Raw genomic sequence first — 16,748 nt, 5'->3', positions numbered from 1 at the left:
TTATGCTCCCATACCATTGTGTATCAGCAATTGAATTTTCGTTGGGTTATAGCCATTACATGGGTTATTTAATTGCGGGCAATTTGAAATCAGTACGATCAAATCCATCTCTGCTTGAATTTCCACATATTTTCCAGCGGCAGAAATACCATCAGCAAAGGTTAAATGACCGTCCGAGCTGACAGGCACATTCATAAAGAAATTAATATTGGGGCCGATGTGCCGAACGTTTAACTGATGTTTTTGTGCAATCGGATGCTTGGCTAATGCATACATAAAATTATTACGGCAACTGTGCATTGGATAAGTGTCATGCGCATAGCGAACCGTATTACTTTCACATGAACAGGCACCTCCTAAGGTGTCATGACGACCGCAGTTATCATCGACAATCACCGCAATTGCACGGCCTAAATTACTGTATAAGGTTGTCCCTTTTTCAAGGTAAACATGTTGATTAATGGCCAAAGTATCTGTTGCGCTATAACGTTCTGCTGGGTTTTCTGCTGAAATAAATAAGGTATCGACGGCTTGGTTACCTTCTAAATCAACTATACGGAAATATTGGCCTTTTTTTACTTCACCCATCCATGCTTCACCCGCAGGACACACTTCATTTAACAAGGCTTGATCTAAAATAGGTTTTTCGATTGAAGTTAAAATGCTCATGCTGATTGTCCTTAAATGCGTGTGTTGTGAGATGAACTCAGCGCGTAATAACGCTGGTTATTGTCAAATGCACGTTGATTTTGCGGACATGAATCTCGACAAATATCGTTTTCTGTTAAGGGCAATGCAGTAAAAAGACCCATTTCTATATCAGCGGGGGCATATTGCGCTGAATGATCTAAACCATGCGGTGCAGCCGATAAGAATACAAAACAATCCATTTCAAAACGCAGTTCAATGATTTGCCCAGTATTGTCTGAGCCAATATAAGACAATGCACCCGCATCATCTGGGGTCACTTTTGAAAATAAATTCACTGTTGCGCTGAGGTCGATTTGCCCAAGTGAATATTTGCTCATTTCAATCAGCAAACCATCTAGACCATTTTGAATCATTTGATTTCGGGCATCGTGGAATGTCTTTACTCCAAAAGTAGCTTGGATTTGTTCTGGACGACTTGGACCACACAAAGCGTCATTCCAGCCATGATCATCATGAATAATTGAGGCCATAACCCGCCCCAAATCGGAATACAACACATGACCTTGCGTTAAAAAAGCAGTATGTTGCCCTTTTAAACTATCTGGCATATTAAAACGCTCAAGCCTGTCATGGGCATTCACACAAAATAAAGAGACATTGGCATCGGCAGATAAAGCTTTAAATTGAAGTACGCTTCCTTTGGGAATGCGACCTGACCAGTGATGTCCACCGGGTAATTTTTCAGACCAAATGACCTGTTGATCATGATAATTTGTCGTATGCATAGCCACTCCTGTTCGGATAGTTTATTGACTTCCTCCCGGGCTTTTATCCCTCCGTGTAGTTCTTTCGAACCGCGAACTCTCGGTCCAGACATACTCTTTTAGACAAGTATCGGAACCCTAGATCACTTTTTATAATTTTATTTAATGCAAAGGATGTGCCAATTGAGTATTACGTTTTTAGGCTTTAGTAATACTAATTTTGTGCGATAAGAGTGCATTTCAGGACATCGAAAGCAAAAATGAGTTATTAATGAGCTAAAAAATGGCGATGCGCCAAATAAAAATCCGTTCTAAATAAAACGATCTCTAATTGAAAGCTATCTCTAATAAACTCCTTTTCTAAAAGAAACCTGTCATAGAAACAACACGGCGCAAAAATATTTAGGCTCGTCGATTGGTTGGCTTATGGCATGGCAAACCTTGCGCTGCAAGCAAAGCCAAGCTTTGTTTTTGCTCATATTCTGCTTAAGAAGATAATTCAGGGATATAGCGAAAACACCCGATAAAAAACACGCGCTCATTCAGGCCAAAACCAGCCTGAGTCAGCGCGTGTTAAAGTGATTCATGGTACTCAGCAAGCAGGTGCTACACGATGACTCATTAATAATACATTTTAGTAGTACGTTGCTCTTTTTTTCGAGAATTTATCCAATTGCTTGAGAAAGCCATCAAAATAATCTTTTTCTTTTTCTTCTACACGATAACCTGCATATAAGGTTCGACGTAAACCTTCAGGCGCGACACAATCTAAACGGCGAGAAACCACCCAGCCCTTTTGCTCATATTCATTGACCACCCAATCAGGCAGTGCTGCGATACCATGACCACTTGCCACAAGTTGAATCAACATTTGAGTTAAGTCTGTGGTGCGAATATGTTTTGGCTGAATATTGGCAGGAATAAATAATCTAGACATGATATCCAGCCGATGCTTATCCACTGGATAGGTCACCAAGGTTTCTTCCGCCAACTCTTGCACCGTAATTTCTTTCATTCGTGCTAAAGGATGCGTGATTGAGAGCACCAATCGCGATTCATATTCAAAAATTGGAAAATACTCTACCCCTTTTAGCGCAATTGGATCTGCTGTAATTAACAGATCAAATTCACCGGTTTGTAATAACTCATGCGGATTGGCTTCAAATCCTGAGGCAAAATCCAAATCTACATCTGGGTATTGCTGACGATACTGATTCAGCAATGGCATAAGCCAATCAAAACAACTGTGGCATTCAGAAGAGAAAACGATTCGTCCCGTTTGCCCATGCACAATACGGGTAATATCAGACTGGGCAATTTGCACTTGTGGCAAAATATCATCAGCAAGTTTCAGTAATCGTTGACCAACATTAGAAAAACTCACAGGGCGTGAGCGGCGATTCACCACTTCGACACCAAACCATTGATCTAACTCTCGAAGCTGGTGTGATAAAGCAGAAGGCGTTAAACACAAATCTCCTGCTGCTGCAACCAATGAACCATGTTCACGTAAAGCAGTAAGTGTTTTTAGATGTCGAAGTTCTAACATTCCGTCATTACCAAATTAATATGTTAAAGGTGATCTGGCTATAGCATAACGGATTGATGGCGTTTACGTTTAATTATTTTCACTTAAATTTTAAATTTGTTATTTTTATTCATTTTTAAATAATAAGCAAAACATTGAAGATGCTCTTACTCATCCATACAATTAAATCACTCCATTTTTGAATGAACGAAATCTGGCGATTTAAAATATCATCCTTAAAAACTTTCAGCATAGACTGAAAACATTTCAGTGAATTCAAACACCACAAGACTTTAAAACTTTTACAATAGAAGATTATTCATTTTTTATATTGTTTAGCATGACTCTGGAACGCCAAAAGCTCACACTCCCCCAAGGCCACGACAAATTGTTACTGCATTCATGTTGCGCGCCGTGCTCAGGTGAAGTCATGGAAACCTTAATTGAATCAGGCATCGACTTTTCAATTTTTTTCTATAATCCAAATATTCATCCAGTCAAAGAATATTTAATTCGCAAAGAAGAAAATATTCGCTTTGCTGAGAAGCATAATATTCCATTTATTGACTGTGACTACGATACAGACAATTGGTTTGAACGTGCCAAAGGTATGGAAAATGAGCCTGAAAAAGGCATCCGCTGTACCATGTGTTTCGATATGCGTTTTGAGAGAACCGCACTCTACGCACACGAACATGGATTTAGTTTAATCAGCAGTTCATTGGGCATATCGCGTTGGAAAGATATGCAACAAATTAACGGCTGTGGAATTCGAGCTGCTGCACATTATCCACAAATTGAATATTGGGATTATAACTGGCGCAAAAGCGGCGGTGCACATCGTATGATCGAAATCAGCAAACGTGAAGAATTTTACCAACAAGAATACTGTGGCTGTGTTTATTCACTGCGAGATACCAATCGCTGGCGCATGAAAAATGGTCGTGACCGGATCAAATTAGGTGAAAAGTTTTATACCAACGTGATGGATGAGGAAAATTAATTTATCCAGACACCTCCCCTTATCACTGCTTCACATACCAGTTTTTCCAAGAGCTGGTTCCACGTATTTCTATCGGTACAGTTGGAATCAGCTGCTTTTTTAATACCTGAATTTGATCGACTTCTTCAGCCAATCGAGCTTTGACAGAGTGTATACACTCTCGATCCCCAAACTCACAACGGTCTAAATGTGTGCCACCGCATGGCCCATTTGCCAGACCTTTGGGGCAAGTTTCAGGGCAAATATATAAGGTTTCAGCCAGCCTACACTGGCCACAACTCTCACACCCTACAATAAAATGTTTACTCAAATATTCCGCTTGTAACAGCAATTTTGCTGCAAGGGCTTTATTCCAAAAACCCGCACTAAAAATATAAGCACCCAGCCCTTTGACCAAATTGGAATTAAACATGGTACTGTGAATAGTATCTAAAAATTGATATTTCACTTTCTGATGCAAATTACTCAGCTTAGACTTTTCTACTACAGCTGGACGTAATTCATTGCCAGTTTTAAGCTGCCATAATTGATCCCATAATTGTTGACATTGTTTGAGATCAAGATGTCGATACTGTTCAATATAACCCGTTAAAATCGCTTGCTCATCGGCTTTATGGCACGCAGAAAGATGTACGCCTGCATAACCAATATGCTGACAAATCAATATTTGTAAAGCACAACGTAAATAAGTATTTTCAGTTTGATCAGAATCATGTTCTTGGGCTAACACTTCAAGCATATGTGGCGTAATCACAATACCCGCGACATTATGTTTCAGCATAAATTTCGCTCGTGCTAAAGTCAGCGGCATCACACAAGCAAGAATTTTTTGTGTATAGTTTTCTTCAATTAAAAACTCATGCGCTTGTTTAAGTGCAACGAGGTCAAAGCCCAATTGGGTAATAATATAATCAGCGCCTGCTTGTAGTTTTTTATGTAATTTTAAATACTGTGCTTGTTTTTCTGCTTGACTATATTTAAACGGATTCAAGGCAACGCCAATATGAAAACCACCTTGTTGTTTGGCAGCGATGACCGCATTCACCGATTCTAAATAGCGTGTTCGAGCATGACTACCTCGCCCATCATGATGTTGTTTTAACTTATCGCCAGTCAGTAACAATAAATTTTGTTGTCCATGTTGTTTGGCTTGCGTTAAAAACAGATTGAAATCATGTATATCTCGACCTTTACCTGCATAGTGCACTACTTTTTCAATCTGCTGCGGATAAGATTGTGCGGCGATTAATGGTGCAATATCATCATCTGAACGTACTCGATCTGACAAAGTCATACATACCGGAAAGCCCGCCAGCTGTGTTGCTACAGGCAATAGCTCTTGCTTTGAAGGCAAATATTCTACTAAACAGCAAAATTGGTTTTGCGCAAAGTATTGGGAAAGCTGAGACATAAAAAAATTTAGATAAATACAGCAAAATAAATAGGCCTGAATTATAGAATGTTTTAAATCGAATTGCTGTAATCATAAAATGCTTTTCAAGCAGATCTCTGCATAATCGACATCATTCATTGCATCTTAATTTAAGCTTTTTTATCACTTCTCTATAGGAGCAATGGTTTTTATTACGATGGTAGAAATTAGACATAGTGTTGTTCTAAATTGAATATCTTAAGGTTTTCACTCGATTAGCCATTATTCTAATAAATCCGAGTATCTTTAATTCCAACTTTTTTATACAGAAAAAAATGGGTATTGTCTCCAATACCCATAAAGCTTATGTCTTAGCTTTATATTCAAATAGTGAAAATAGCATCTAAACTAAGCTACTGTTAATATTTAAATTTCACATTCAGACGAACCATCATAGGATCTCCCCAATTGACCAATTGTGCATTTGGTGTGGTCCCTGCCAAATACTCTCTATCAAATAAGTTTTTAATCGTTAAACCTGCGCCCCAATTCTTGGCTTCATAACCCGCATTTACATCAAATAAGGCATAACTTGGTAAGTAGACAAAATCTGTATTACGTTGCGCTGTGCGAGAACCTTGATAACGAATCCCTGCGCCAATATTCCAACCTAATTTATCTGGGCTAAAATAGTACTGGGTGGATAATGAGCTGGCATTTTTAGGTACATGATTGGTCCGTTTGCCAATATCACTGGCAATCACACTTTCAGTGACTTTTGCTGTTGGGATATAGCTATAGGTTGCTGTTGCATTCCATTGATCAGTTAATGCCGCTGCGATTTCTGCTTCAAAACCTTTGGTGACTTGTTCACCTGTTTGGATTGAGAATTTCTGAGAGATATCTGTTTCAGTCACATTTTTACGGGTCAGATCATAATAGGCAATATAACCTTGTAGACGCTGATCCAGTGCTTGTAACTTGACCCCGACTTCGGCCTGTTTACCCTCTTCAGGATTCAGCAATTGACCATTTTCACCAGCATCTGTTACAGGCATAAATGAGGTTGAATAACTGATATATGGTGCAAACATATCATTGATACGATACATCACCGATCCACTGCCCGTAAATGCATTATCAGAGTTTTTGCTGTTGCTATTTTTTAATACATCGTCAATTTCAACCTGAGTCCAATCGTGTCGACCAGACAATCCAATAATCCAGTGATCATCTACTTTAATTGTATTGCGTAGATAGAGACCCGTAAATTGGCTATAGGTCAATTGCTGTGTTGGCGCGCCCAGTTTGGTACTGGTGATTCCATAGACTGGATGGTCAGCATTAAAAGAATTGATGGTATCGTTTCTACGATAGTAATCACTACGCTCTCGCATCATATCGACACCCACCATCACATCGTAATTGATCTTTCCAAAATCAAAATTACGTTGCAGGTTGCTGTCTAAAGTATAATTGGTATCTTGCTTATCTTGATTATTTACAGAACGTTTAATGGTTGGCAATGTATTTGTGCCTGATGCCAATATCGGATTGCCTTGGGTATCAGTTTTGGTAACCGCAAAGTTCTGTTTAAACACCCAAGCATTATCAAAGTAGTGCGCATAATTTGCACCAAGACGATAAACATCAACATCATAACCATGATCAGGTTCGCCAAAGAATAGGCTTGAAGGGTATTTTTTATAATCGCCTTTACTATAAGGAATGCCCTGTTGACGGATGTATTCACGGTGTTGATAGCTGGCAATGACGGATAAATCATCTTTATCGCCTAAATCAAAATTGTAAGATGGAGCAATATATTGATTTTTAAAATAAACATGATCAGTCGGGTCATCTTGATCAGAGATCCGTCCTACAATACGAAAAGCCCCTTTTGCACGATTATCAGGGGCATAATTTAGGTCAAATGTACCTTCTTTTAAACCATAGCTCCCATAACTTAATGTGCCTTTGTAAGCGGTTTCTGCTTGTGGGCGTTTGGTGGTTAAATTGACTAAGCCGCCTGGCAGCGCCAAACCAAAACCAACTGAGGTGGGGCCTTTGACCACTTCAATAGACTCTAATCCTGAAATATCTTCCGCTCGTAAAACATTATCCGATGCTTGGATACGCAACCCATCAATATAAGTTTGTGAACTGGATATTTGTCCGCGAATAATAAAGTCATCCCAGCCTCTTCGTCCATATTGACCAGAGGTCACGCCTGCCACACCTTCTAAAGCTTCTGCTACTGTTTTTGCTTGCTTTTGTTCAATTTGCTGATTGGTGATCGCACTAATCGACTGAGCTGTTTCAAATAAAGGCGCTTTAGATCGCAATACCGCGCTTGCTGTTTTTGCTGCATAGGCTTTTTTATCACTGTCTACTTGTATGATAATCGTTGGCAATTTATTGCTTACAGCATTTTGCGTTATATCTGATTCTGACTCAGCATGAGCGGCGGATAGCATGATGGCAAAAACTGAAAATGCGAGGGAGGATTTATTAAACTGCATTAAACAATGACCTAAAAACTTGAAGCTTAATTATAATCATTTTCATTTATATTTATCACTATATTTTTACGCTTTCCTTTTAGTGACATATGTATGAAAGGAATAACCCTTTAAATAAAACGTAATTTTTCTAATGATTCGACTGTATCAATCACATCACTGATAAGTTAGGCTTATTTTTTATAACGATCGGTCAAAATTAATAATAGCGTTTATTTAGATGTTTTATTTTGCAGATGACTCATATATTGAGTCGGGCTTAAACCCAAAACGCGATGAAACATGGTGGTGAATGCAGCAGGATTTTTAAAGCCAAAGTCATAAGCAATGTGCTGTATCGACTGATTTTGAATCAATTTTTCCAGACTTAACAGTACACACGCATGTTGTCGCCATTTTGAAAAAGACATCCCGACTTCACTTTTAAACAGCCGACTAAAATGCCGTTCGCTGATATAAAGTTGTGTCGCAATTTCTTCGGGTGATAAATGAATATTGGGCTGCTTTAAGAACTTTTGGCAAATTTCTAAAATGGCTTTATTTTCTGGTAAAGGTAAATGCAGTTCAATTTTTTCAGAAATAGCCAGCTCAGTTAAAATCAATTCTTGAATCAGCTCATCATGTCTTGAAAGCGGTTCATTTAACGCTGGTGCTTTTAAAAGTAATTGTCGAAGCAAAGGTGAAATTGACAGCACTTCGCAACATTCAATCTGCCTAGGGACATCTTCAGGAAGGATATACAAACTACAGGTTTTAACATTAAACAAAGTCAGTTGATGCGGAACTTGCGGTGGAATCCAAACCGCCCTTTCAGGAGGAATGATCCAGTTTCCTTGTGGTGTTTCTACATGCATCACACCCTGAGCTGCATAGAGTAATTGTGCTCGTTTATGGCTGTGCATCTTTAACACATAATACTCAGCGTACTGCGTTTCTATCGCAATCATTTTATGTTTTAAATGCTCAACACTATGAATCGAGATTTGTTTCATATCCTTGTCTGATTTGAGTAATTAAATGCGGAATATAACAAATTTTACCGATCGAGAAATCCTTAAACTGGTATTTATTTTCAAAGATCTCTGTGTATGGAACTCTATCTTATTTTATTGGTTGCAGGCTTTGTCAGTGGCATACTCACCATATTATTTGGTTTTGCCGGTGGCTTTGTTGTTGTTCCTTTGGTTTATTCGACAATTCGTATGCAATATCCAATTCATTCTTCCGCCTATGATTTAGCTTTTAAAAGTGCAGTTGCCACCTCATTATTGTTGATGGTGATCAACTCTGGATTGGCAACTTATCAGCAATATAAACAGCGAAAAATACACAAACAATACCTCTTCCCAATCGCATATTGGATTGCTGCTGGCGCAATTTTAGGCACTCTGCTCGCCCTAAATATTTCATCACACCTGTTAAAATGGGCTTTTGCGCTCTATTTGTGTATAACAATTTTTGATTGTCTGCTTCGTCAATTTAAACAGCCCCACTCAAACCCTCAATCCGTAAGATTACTTACCAAAACAGAACAAGGCCTAGGCGGAATCTTTATCGGCGGAATTGCATCAGCATTGGGTGTCGGTGGTAGTGTAATGACTGTCCCGCTGTTCCGGCGCTGTGGTTTGGATATGTCTTCAGCCGTTGCCCTTGCCAACCCTTTGAGTATGCCAGTTGCGATTGCAGGTTGTATCACCTTGATCATTGGGCAAATTATCCAACCACAACATTTAGGTACGCATTTTATTGGCTATTTTTACTACCCTGCTTTAATTGCGTTGATTATAGGTGGCTTTTTAGGCATGAAATTGGCAATACAATGGACCGGAAAATTATCTAATCAAATGCATGAACGAGGTTATATCCTATTACTCACGCTGGTTTTAATCAGTATTTTATTTCAATAGGAAGACTGGTGGCATACAGACTTGAGGCTTATGTCTTGCGCCCAAGTGTTTTGGAGCTAGTGGGCGATTTAACAGACGCACAGCCAAGAAAAATGATTCAAATGAACAGAGCTTGCGTTGCCTAGAAATGAACAGTTAATCAACCCCTATACATATAAATTAATCTGCGGTTTTGTTTGTATTGTTTAATCATATATGGTGGTTCTATCGTGTAGCGACATGGATGTCGCCGTTGAGCGGGGGTATAGGACGTACCCCTCGCTCAAAATGAGCAAAAACAAAGCACTGCTTTGTTTGCAGCGCAAGGTTTGGCATCCCCTACGAAAAGTGAGGCATTGCCTACACAAATCTATTTAAACTTTAAATGTAAGGTGTGGCATTGCAAGCTTTATAATCATACAAATCCATTTTTATAGAACGCTGATACTTTTAAATTTGATCTATGGCTTAATCGAGAAACATTTAAAAAAAACGCTAGCTAATTTTAAATATAACTATACGTGAAGAAGTTTTGAGTTTTGGCACAATTGACATTAGTGTCGTGAGCATCACCCCCATTCGACGCCAGCCATTAAATTGATTAAACAAATAAGTCCGCACATGTTTAAGTTTGGGATGCCATGTTTCAATGTCTTTTTCATCATCCAAACCAAACTTAAATGTGGCTTTGGTTTTACTCACAGTATCGTGTAAAGAAGACTTAGTACTCATCCAAGCATTGAGCATGTCAAAATGAATTTCAGCACCTGAAAATCGTTCGGCTAAAGCGGTTAACACCTGTTGATTTTGGGCTTGATTGAAGTACATCAATACCCCTTCAATCACAAACATAAAATGACCAATGGGATGCGTTTCTTTTAATTGATCCATCCACGTGGTCGATAACATTGAACTTGCAATAAAGTGTTCATTTTTATGCGCTGGTATCAGTTGCTGACGTTGTTCAATCACTTCAGCAATATCCAATTGATAAAACTCAGCATGTTCAGCACTTTTACCGATACGTTGTATACGGCTATCTAAACCACAACCTACAAATACAATAATCGGCTGATGATTAAGATAATGATGAAGCTGAATAAAGTCTTTAACTTTCTGATCAAAATGTGTTGAACGCAATGCAACACCAACCGACGTGGCCTTCTTGTTTTTATATTTTGAAAAATCATAATCAATTTTTTCCACCAACTCACAGGCTGTTTGATCATTGATTAAGGGATTTTTTTTCTGCGTTTCAACGGATTTGGCATATAAGGTAATCAGTAGCGTGTCGGCAATCTCATCTTGCAAGTTAAGCGATATTTTTTTCATTACGCATTCCTCATGTCATTTAGATTTATTTTTTGCAAATAATGCTTTGGGTGATTTGCCATAAAAACGAGTAAACGCAACTGTAAAATTATTGGGATATTGATAGCCCACCTGCCACGCCACTTGAGCCACATGTAAACCTGACGCAAGGAGGCTGTGGGCTTTTCGCATCCTCAACTGCAATAAATATTCAGTCGGATTGACCCCATACAGCTTGATAAAACAGGCTTTGAATTTATATACATTCATGCCGATCACACTGGCGATATACTGCATCGTCAATGCTTGATCTAATTGATTGATCATTAAAGCTTTGGCTTTTTCCAAATTTTGCACATCCTGCATACTCAAGTTTGCAGATGAAACTGCTGATTCATCAGGCGCAATGAACGGCAACTGTTCTGATAACAAACTCAGTGCATGAATATGTTGTTGTAAGCTATGTTGTGGTTGGTTGTTGCGCTGTACGAGTGAATGTGCCAATGCGCAAGCATGAACTTTACTGGTCCTTGAAACAGGCTGAAAAGCGATTGGATTAATATGGTTTGGGAGAAATAATGCCTTGAGCTGTTTTGAGCTTAGATATTTACTCAAAAAATCCGAGCTCATAATCAAGCGAAGCTGAGAAACCGTCTGTTGTTTTTGATAGTGGCGTATTCCTTCAATGGATGGAAAAGTGTTGATACTGATATGGTCCGCTTTAAAACTGAGCTGCTCTGCATTCTTACTCTGATATTTTGAGCTCCCTTGTAATCCAACAGTCAATACCATCACGGGGTTTGGGTGTGTTGCTTGGGTTTCTTCTTCTAATGCATATTGAGGACAATAGTGTAATTGGTTAATCAACAATCCATCTTCAATCTGTAAAGTGTCTGCATAGCAATAACCAAAATCTTCAGGCAAGCCAATACATTGTTGCCGTGAAGAGATCTCTTGAACCGAACGCGCGACATCAACCCGCACACGATGATGTAATTGTGTCATCACTGAATACTCCATCTAGCTGAAAACTTCATTCCGCATAGTATTTTCTATAATCTGCATATAAGAAATAATAATCATTCTCATTTATTGAGCCATCATATCGTATCTTTGGATCGAATGTCTAGACTGAATGTTCTCGGCATTGCCTATGTAATTTTAAAAGGTGCTTTTAATGAATCTTTCTCTAAATCAAGCCGTACACATACTGACTCAACCTCATCCTTTACATTTCATTTGGCAAATTTACCTGTCACAAATACAGGCACAAGCCTTAGGTTTTTCAATTGAAAAGAAACTCTTTGCATCATTATTTCAATTTGAAGATGCCACAGTCTTAGCAAAGAAACATGCTTTGCATCCGCAAAATACCGATTATCTATTACAGCTCTTGGCCAGTTTACAACTGTTAGATACCCAGTTTGACCCAACCAGACAAGCTATGCTTTATCGTATTAAACCAGCACTTAAAGACTACTTTGATCCGACATCAGATCAATATTGTGCTGATGCGTTGTTATATCGCCAACAAGTGATTCAGTCTGTTGCTGGTCAACTTTCTGTGTCTTTTTCTCGTGATTTCCAAGCCCAATCTCGAACACCAGAAACGATCGGATCTGCATGGGCACAAGCGGCTCAAATACAAATTGCCCAAGAACAAAACGCTGTTACAGTTCACATTGCAGATGTGCTTTCTGATGTAGTCAGTGAATTTAAAACAGCAAGGCATTTTCTTGATGTCGGTGCTGGCGCTGGACGGATTGCAATGCATTTGGCTGAAAAGTTTACTCAACTTGAATGTACCCTTTTAGAACTTCCGCATGTCATCGAGGCAATTCGTCCCACTTTAGCAAACCATCCAGCACACCAACGCTTACATTGTTTAGCTGCGGACTTGCAAACGTTAGACTTTCAAACTTTAAAATCTCACCCTCAATACGACATTATTTGGTGCTCATCTGTACTACATTTTGTCGATGATTACGCGTTAATTTTAGAAAAACTGCTTACAGCTCTATCATCAAATGGCGTATTGATTTGTTGTCATGCAGAAATTGACCCATCTCAATATGATGCAGGCATTCAAAGCTATTATCTCAATATGCGTATGCAAGGCAATTACGTTCCACAAAAGGACGATATTTATCGCAGCTTAAAACAACTGGGTTGTCAGCACATTGAAACGATCGAGAATGTTCAATTTCCTGTTGCCCCAGTTGATGTGCTGATTGCGCGGAAATAGGTTATGAAAAAGCGAGAAGTAAAATTTAATCCTTAAATCAAATTGACTTCTCGCTATGTCGAATATTGAACATAAACGCATTAAAATTTCTGCGAAATACTCACCTTATAATCTCGACCTGTACCTGTCATATACTCACCCAAATACATTTTGTAATCACGATTAAATAAATTATCAATCGAGAAATTCAGCGTCGGCCCTTTTGCACCAATTGGCTGCCAGTCGGCATAAACGCTATGTAGTGAATAGCCTTTAGTTTTGGGTAATGAAAATGAAGATGCCGCGATCGACTTATCATTATCTGAAAGGCTTCGATCTTGCTCAGCAACAAATATCCCTCTCCACCCCATAGTTAAATGATGTTCAGGCACATTTACCCCTAAAGTCGCTGTGGCTTTTTTCGGCGGAATATTGGTCATCCATGTTTTTTGATCAAACCACGGATTTACAGGGGAATTATCACGTTGCCCGCGAATATAGGAATAGGTTAAACCTGCAAACCAAGTCGGCTGATTATAGAAAGCTTCGACTTCATAGGCTTTGATGGTGTAATCAGTCACATTACGATAAAAACCATGATCATAATTGCCTTTACAGTCGGCTATACTGCCTTTTCCTGTATTGGCATTGTTTTCTGCTTGTGCTTTACAAAATGTTGAGCGATTACGAAATATCTCATCACCCCCGCGATTATGATGATAAGTTAAACGTACTTGCAGATGGTCTTCATCACTAAACACATCGTCAAAATTCATCTCATTTCCGACACGAATCGCCAACATTTTTTCAGGCAGTAAATAACGACTGGTCGAGGGAACAGAGGTTGCTGCAGATTGCACATAATATTGTTCATCTACACGAGGTGCACGCCATGTTTTACTGACATTTGCAAACCATGTCATATAGTCGGCCTGTTTCCAAGACATTGCCAAACGTGGCGACCAACCAGTATAGGTTTTACTGGAATAATCATGCCCTGCTGCTGGATCATTAAATCGTGATGCACGATTTGGCTTGCCGTTATTTTCAATATGATCATAACGGAGCGATGGGGTAATGACGAAATTGTTAATCTGATATTGATCTTCAATAAATGCACTCAGCATTTGTTGATCGCCAGCAGGCATATAGTTCGGTTCATAATAACCAAAATTATAATCTGGCTTTTTGGCATTGTTTTTATCATAAATCAGCGAGTTTTGTTCCATTTTCTGGTATTGCGCGCCAACCTTTAATTTATGCGTACCCAGTTTTGTTTCAAAATCACTGATATTACTCATTTTTAATGCTGTATTGGTATAGGTTACCCAGCTTTCATTGCCTAACAGTGCCGCTGAACCCGTTACACTTGGCAAGCGTAGATCATGCTGATAGGTTTTAGAGTAAGATGCGACAGCTTTTAAGTTTAGATATGGGTTAGCATCAGGATTGAATTCATAACTTGCAGAATAACTGGTATCTTCCTGATCACGGTCGACCAAACGGCGTTTCCAAGCCTCATCATAACCATATTTGGCAATATCAGCTTCAGTCGGCACTGCATCTTGATCACGCATGGCTGCAAAAGGTTCCCAACCTTCATGCCCACTGCGCATGGCGTTTAAAGAAATTTTGTGGCCATCGGCAGGATAAAAATTCAGTTTGGCTAAATAGGTTTCTTGCTCTTGCCCAGAATATAAAAACTCAGTTCCATCAGGACGCTTTACATTTTCACTGTCTCGGTTGGTATAGTAAAACAAACCATCGACCAGCCCATTGTCAGCTTTACCATATACAGCGCCAGTATAGGTATTTTGGCTGTTGTTGGAAAAACGTGAATATTTTAAGAATGCGCCAATATTTTTACCATCATCTAGTAAATCAGTGGCATCTTTAGTTTCTAGTGTGACCTTACCACCAAAACCACCATTTCCGACTTCAACGTTATGGGGCCCTTTATCCACAGTGATTTTCTTTAAAATCTCAGGTTCAATAAAGACTGAACCTTGTCTATATTTATCAAAGGTTTTAACAGAATCATCCAAGGTGATTGGCACATCGGCGACCCCACCCATACCGAGAATATTAATCGTTTGCCCTCCCGGACGTGGAGATCCTGCTGAACCTACACTGGGCATATGATCGAGCAATTGCGCTACATTATTGGCCTGATAACGATCAATCGCTTTTTGATTGAGTACGCTCTGACCAAATTGTATGGTGTCTTTTTTTACTGCTTCGACCACAATCGGGGTCATTTGATAAATTTGGTTTTCAGCAATTGTGGTTGATGTTGCTGTTTTTCCTGTTGCAATGTTTGCTGTATTGACTACAGGCTTTTGTGTAGCAACAGGCTTTTCAATAAGTAGATAGCCTGCTGAAGTTTTTTGAATCTGAAATGGGGTATTCTGCACCAATAATGCAAAAGCCTGATCTAGGCGATACTTACCCTTAAGCGTCTTTACCCGATAACGATTGGTTTTTGCTGGATCGAGTAACAACGATACATTAGCTTGCTGTGCCAAGCTATTTAATGCTTGAGTCAATGAACCACTTTGCACTTGATAAAAGCCAACAGGTGAAGTGTTATTGGCATGCGTTTGGATACTGATTGCACTCATAGACAGTGCGATTGCAACAGCCATTGCAACTGGCTTTATTGCATTATGATATAAAGATTGAGACATTCTCTAATCACCCAAGGTTAAATGATAATCATTAACTTCATTCAGTTAAAATAATCTGTGTTTTCATGTGTTCTAAGTTATATGACGAAGCAGAAACGAAAAAACCGCAATAAATTGCAGTTTTTTTAAATTTTAATTTTCTAAAGTATTAGCAAGCCTAAGCTTCCCCACTAAAACCAAGAGACAAAAATTAATTATAGTGCATGGTATAATTTATAGTTGCGGCGTAATTTTGAGCATCGACTATCCCAGTTTTGGAAGCATATTGTATCTGGTAATATATATAGCGATTATACTCAACTGGACTTCTCGCTTGGACTCCCCATGGTGCTGAAAGATCCACAATTTCAGCAGTATAAGTAGTTAAAAGCCGAATAAAAACAGGATTTATAGTAGACGCACCTACAGCTTTATTGACCAACAGACTCTTATCATCTGCATCCAAGTCAGCTGGTGAAATAGCACTTAAATGTACCCCTTGCAAAGCTTTACTTGTTGCTGCATCACAGTCATCTGTACCCTCAGCATTTGTTAAGAACATAGAAAGGTATGCGGGCGCTGGATTTGTAGGCTTAAACTTTGATTTGGACACAGCGGGCAAGCTAATTGTTAGATCTTTCAAGCCCGTTATAAAACCACCGCGACTTTCTAAGGTACATGTTTGATCCGTCACCACACCATTGACTCTAATTGTGCCATCTACAGCAAACACGCTGCTACATGCCAAAGTTAAAACCAAAGCACTCAATGTCGCTAAAGTCAGTTTCTTCATTGAATCAACCTTATAAAATTTTAATAAA

Annotated in this window: 13 protein-coding genes and 1 riboswitch; of the genes, 3 read left to right on the top strand and 10 right to left on the bottom strand. The window is 39.0% G+C overall.

Features of this window, described 5'->3' with window-relative positions; all coding sequences use genetic code 11:
* The 3 genes from ACQ7EO_RS07400 to ACQ7EO_RS07390 all read right to left on the bottom strand — a co-directional run bounded on the left by ACQ7EO_RS07400 (nt 1) and on the right by ACQ7EO_RS07390 (nt 2,964).
* Entirely contained in the window at nt 1–669 is a 669-nt protein-coding gene (locus tag ACQ7EO_RS07400) for an urea amidolyase associated protein UAAP2 (protein WP_434279281.1), read from the bottom strand.
* Between the two features lie 11 nt (nt 670–680).
* Complete coding sequence (locus ACQ7EO_RS07395) at nt 681–1,436, bottom strand: urea amidolyase associated protein UAAP1 (protein ID WP_434279280.1); 756 nt, start codon at nt 1,434–1,436, stop codon at nt 681–683.
* A gap of 30 nt (nt 1,437–1,466) precedes the next feature.
* Nucleotides 1,467–1,568: riboswitch (guanidine-I (ykkC/yxkD leader) on the bottom strand.
* 481 nt (nt 1,569–2,049) lie between these two features.
* Complete coding sequence (locus tag ACQ7EO_RS07390) at nt 2,050–2,964, bottom strand: LysR family transcriptional regulator (protein WP_004724679.1); 915 nt, start codon at nt 2,962–2,964, stop codon at nt 2,050–2,052.
* A gap of 319 nt (nt 2,965–3,283) precedes the next feature.
* Here ACQ7EO_RS07390 and ACQ7EO_RS07385 point away from each other — a divergent pair, with 319 nt between their 5' ends.
* A complete protein-coding gene (locus tag ACQ7EO_RS07385; protein ID WP_081401524.1) occupies nt 3,284–3,946 on the top strand; it encodes an epoxyqueuosine reductase QueH in 663 nt (220 codons plus the stop codon).
* Between the two features lie 22 nt (nt 3,947–3,968).
* On the opposite strand, the gene ACQ7EO_RS07380 is transcribed toward ACQ7EO_RS07385, so the two are convergent.
* The 3 genes from ACQ7EO_RS07380 to ACQ7EO_RS07370 all read right to left on the bottom strand — a co-directional run bounded on the left by ACQ7EO_RS07380 (nt 3,969) and on the right by ACQ7EO_RS07370 (nt 8,832).
* Nucleotides 3,969–5,357 (bottom strand): methylenetetrahydrofolate reductase C-terminal domain-containing protein, encoded by a 1,389-nt coding sequence (locus ACQ7EO_RS07380; RefSeq protein ID WP_434279279.1) that lies wholly within the window; start codon nt 5,355–5,357, stop codon nt 3,969–3,971.
* Between the two features lie 380 nt (nt 5,358–5,737).
* Complete coding sequence (locus tag ACQ7EO_RS07375) at nt 5,738–7,840, bottom strand: TonB-dependent siderophore receptor (RefSeq protein ID WP_434279278.1); 2,103 nt, start codon at nt 7,838–7,840, stop codon at nt 5,738–5,740.
* A gap of 212 nt (nt 7,841–8,052) precedes the next feature.
* Nucleotides 8,053–8,832 carry an AraC family transcriptional regulator gene (locus ACQ7EO_RS07370; protein ID WP_434279277.1) on the bottom strand — a complete coding sequence of 260 codons (780 nt, stop codon included), beginning with the start codon at nt 8,830–8,832 and terminating at the stop codon, nt 8,053–8,055.
* A 96-nt stretch (nt 8,833–8,928) separates the two neighbouring features.
* On the opposite strand from ACQ7EO_RS07370, the gene ACQ7EO_RS07365 reads away from it, so the two are divergent.
* Nucleotides 8,929–9,747 (top strand): sulfite exporter TauE/SafE family protein, encoded by an 819-nt coding sequence (locus ACQ7EO_RS07365; RefSeq protein WP_434279276.1) that lies wholly within the window; start codon nt 8,929–8,931, stop codon nt 9,745–9,747.
* 474 nt (nt 9,748–10,221) lie between these two features.
* Here ACQ7EO_RS07365 and ACQ7EO_RS07360 read toward each other — a convergent pair whose 3' ends face one another.
* Nucleotides 10,222–11,058 (bottom strand): class I SAM-dependent methyltransferase, encoded by an 837-nt coding sequence (locus ACQ7EO_RS07360; RefSeq protein ID WP_434279275.1) that lies wholly within the window; start codon nt 11,056–11,058, stop codon nt 10,222–10,224.
* A gap of 15 nt (nt 11,059–11,073) precedes the next feature.
* Nucleotides 11,074–12,042 (bottom strand): helix-turn-helix domain-containing protein, encoded by a 969-nt coding sequence (locus ACQ7EO_RS07355; protein ID WP_434279274.1) that lies wholly within the window; start codon nt 12,040–12,042, stop codon nt 11,074–11,076.
* Nucleotides 12,043–12,214: 172 nt separating this feature from the next.
* On the opposite strand from ACQ7EO_RS07355, the gene ACQ7EO_RS07350 reads away from it, so the two are divergent.
* Nucleotides 12,215–13,282: a class I SAM-dependent methyltransferase gene (locus tag ACQ7EO_RS07350; protein ID WP_434279273.1), complete on the top strand. Its 1,068-nt coding sequence runs from the start codon at nt 12,215–12,217 to the stop codon at nt 13,280–13,282.
* Nucleotides 13,283–13,362: 80 nt separating this feature from the next.
* On the opposite strand, the gene ACQ7EO_RS07345 is transcribed toward ACQ7EO_RS07350, so the two are convergent.
* Nucleotides 13,363–15,948 carry a TonB-dependent hemoglobin/transferrin/lactoferrin family receptor gene (locus ACQ7EO_RS07345; RefSeq protein WP_434279272.1) on the bottom strand — a complete coding sequence of 862 codons (2,586 nt, stop codon included), beginning with the start codon at nt 15,946–15,948 and terminating at the stop codon, nt 13,363–13,365.
* 190 nt (nt 15,949–16,138) lie between these two features.
* Nucleotides 16,139–16,720, bottom strand: a complete 582-nt coding sequence (locus ACQ7EO_RS07340; RefSeq protein WP_434279271.1) for a fimbrial protein — start codon at nt 16,718–16,720, stop codon at nt 16,139–16,141.
* Nucleotides 16,721–16,748: the final 28 nt, after the last annotated feature.

The organism is Acinetobacter sp. CE-15 (genome assembly GCF_051059255.1).
Taxonomy (GTDB): Bacteria; Pseudomonadota; Gammaproteobacteria; order Pseudomonadales; family Moraxellaceae; genus Acinetobacter; species Acinetobacter guillouiae.
This window is presented reverse-complemented; position numbering and strand designations above follow the sequence as displayed.

Coding starts and splice junctions, on each gene's coding strand:
- ACQ7EO_RS07360 (WP_434279275.1), bottom strand. CDS start 11,058: ATGAAAAAAATATCGCTTAACTTGCAAGATGAGATTGCCGACACGCTA.
- ACQ7EO_RS07365 (WP_434279276.1), top strand. CDS start 8,929: ATGGAACTCTATCTTATTTTATTGGTTGCAGGCTTTGTCAGTGGCATA.
- ACQ7EO_RS07400 (WP_434279281.1), bottom strand. CDS start 669: ATGAGCATTTTAACTTCAATCGAAAAACCTATTTTAGATCAAGCCTTG.
- ACQ7EO_RS07350 (WP_434279273.1), top strand. CDS start 12,215: ATGAATCTTTCTCTAAATCAAGCCGTACACATACTGACTCAACCTCAT.
- ACQ7EO_RS07380 (WP_434279279.1), bottom strand. CDS start 5,357: ATGTCTCAGCTTTCCCAATACTTTGCGCAAAACCAATTTTGCTGTTTA.
- ACQ7EO_RS07390 (WP_004724679.1), bottom strand. CDS start 2,964: ATGTTAGAACTTCGACATCTAAAAACACTTACTGCTTTACGTGAACAT.
- ACQ7EO_RS07375 (WP_434279278.1), bottom strand. CDS start 7,840: ATGCAGTTTAATAAATCCTCCCTCGCATTTTCAGTTTTTGCCATCATG.
- ACQ7EO_RS07345 (WP_434279272.1), bottom strand. CDS start 15,948: ATGTCTCAATCTTTATATCATAATGCAATAAAGCCAGTTGCAATGGCT.
- ACQ7EO_RS07370 (WP_434279277.1), bottom strand. CDS start 8,832: ATGAAACAAATCTCGATTCATAGTGTTGAGCATTTAAAACATAAAATG.
- ACQ7EO_RS07385 (WP_081401524.1), top strand. CDS start 3,284: ATGACTCTGGAACGCCAAAAGCTCACACTCCCCCAAGGCCACGACAAA.
- ACQ7EO_RS07355 (WP_434279274.1), bottom strand. CDS start 12,042: ATGACACAATTACATCATCGTGTGCGGGTTGATGTCGCGCGTTCGGTT.
- ACQ7EO_RS07395 (WP_434279280.1), bottom strand. CDS start 1,436: ATGCATACGACAAATTATCATGATCAACAGGTCATTTGGTCTGAAAAA.
- ACQ7EO_RS07340 (WP_434279271.1), bottom strand. CDS start 16,720: ATGAAGAAACTGACTTTAGCGACATTGAGTGCTTTGGTTTTAACTTTG.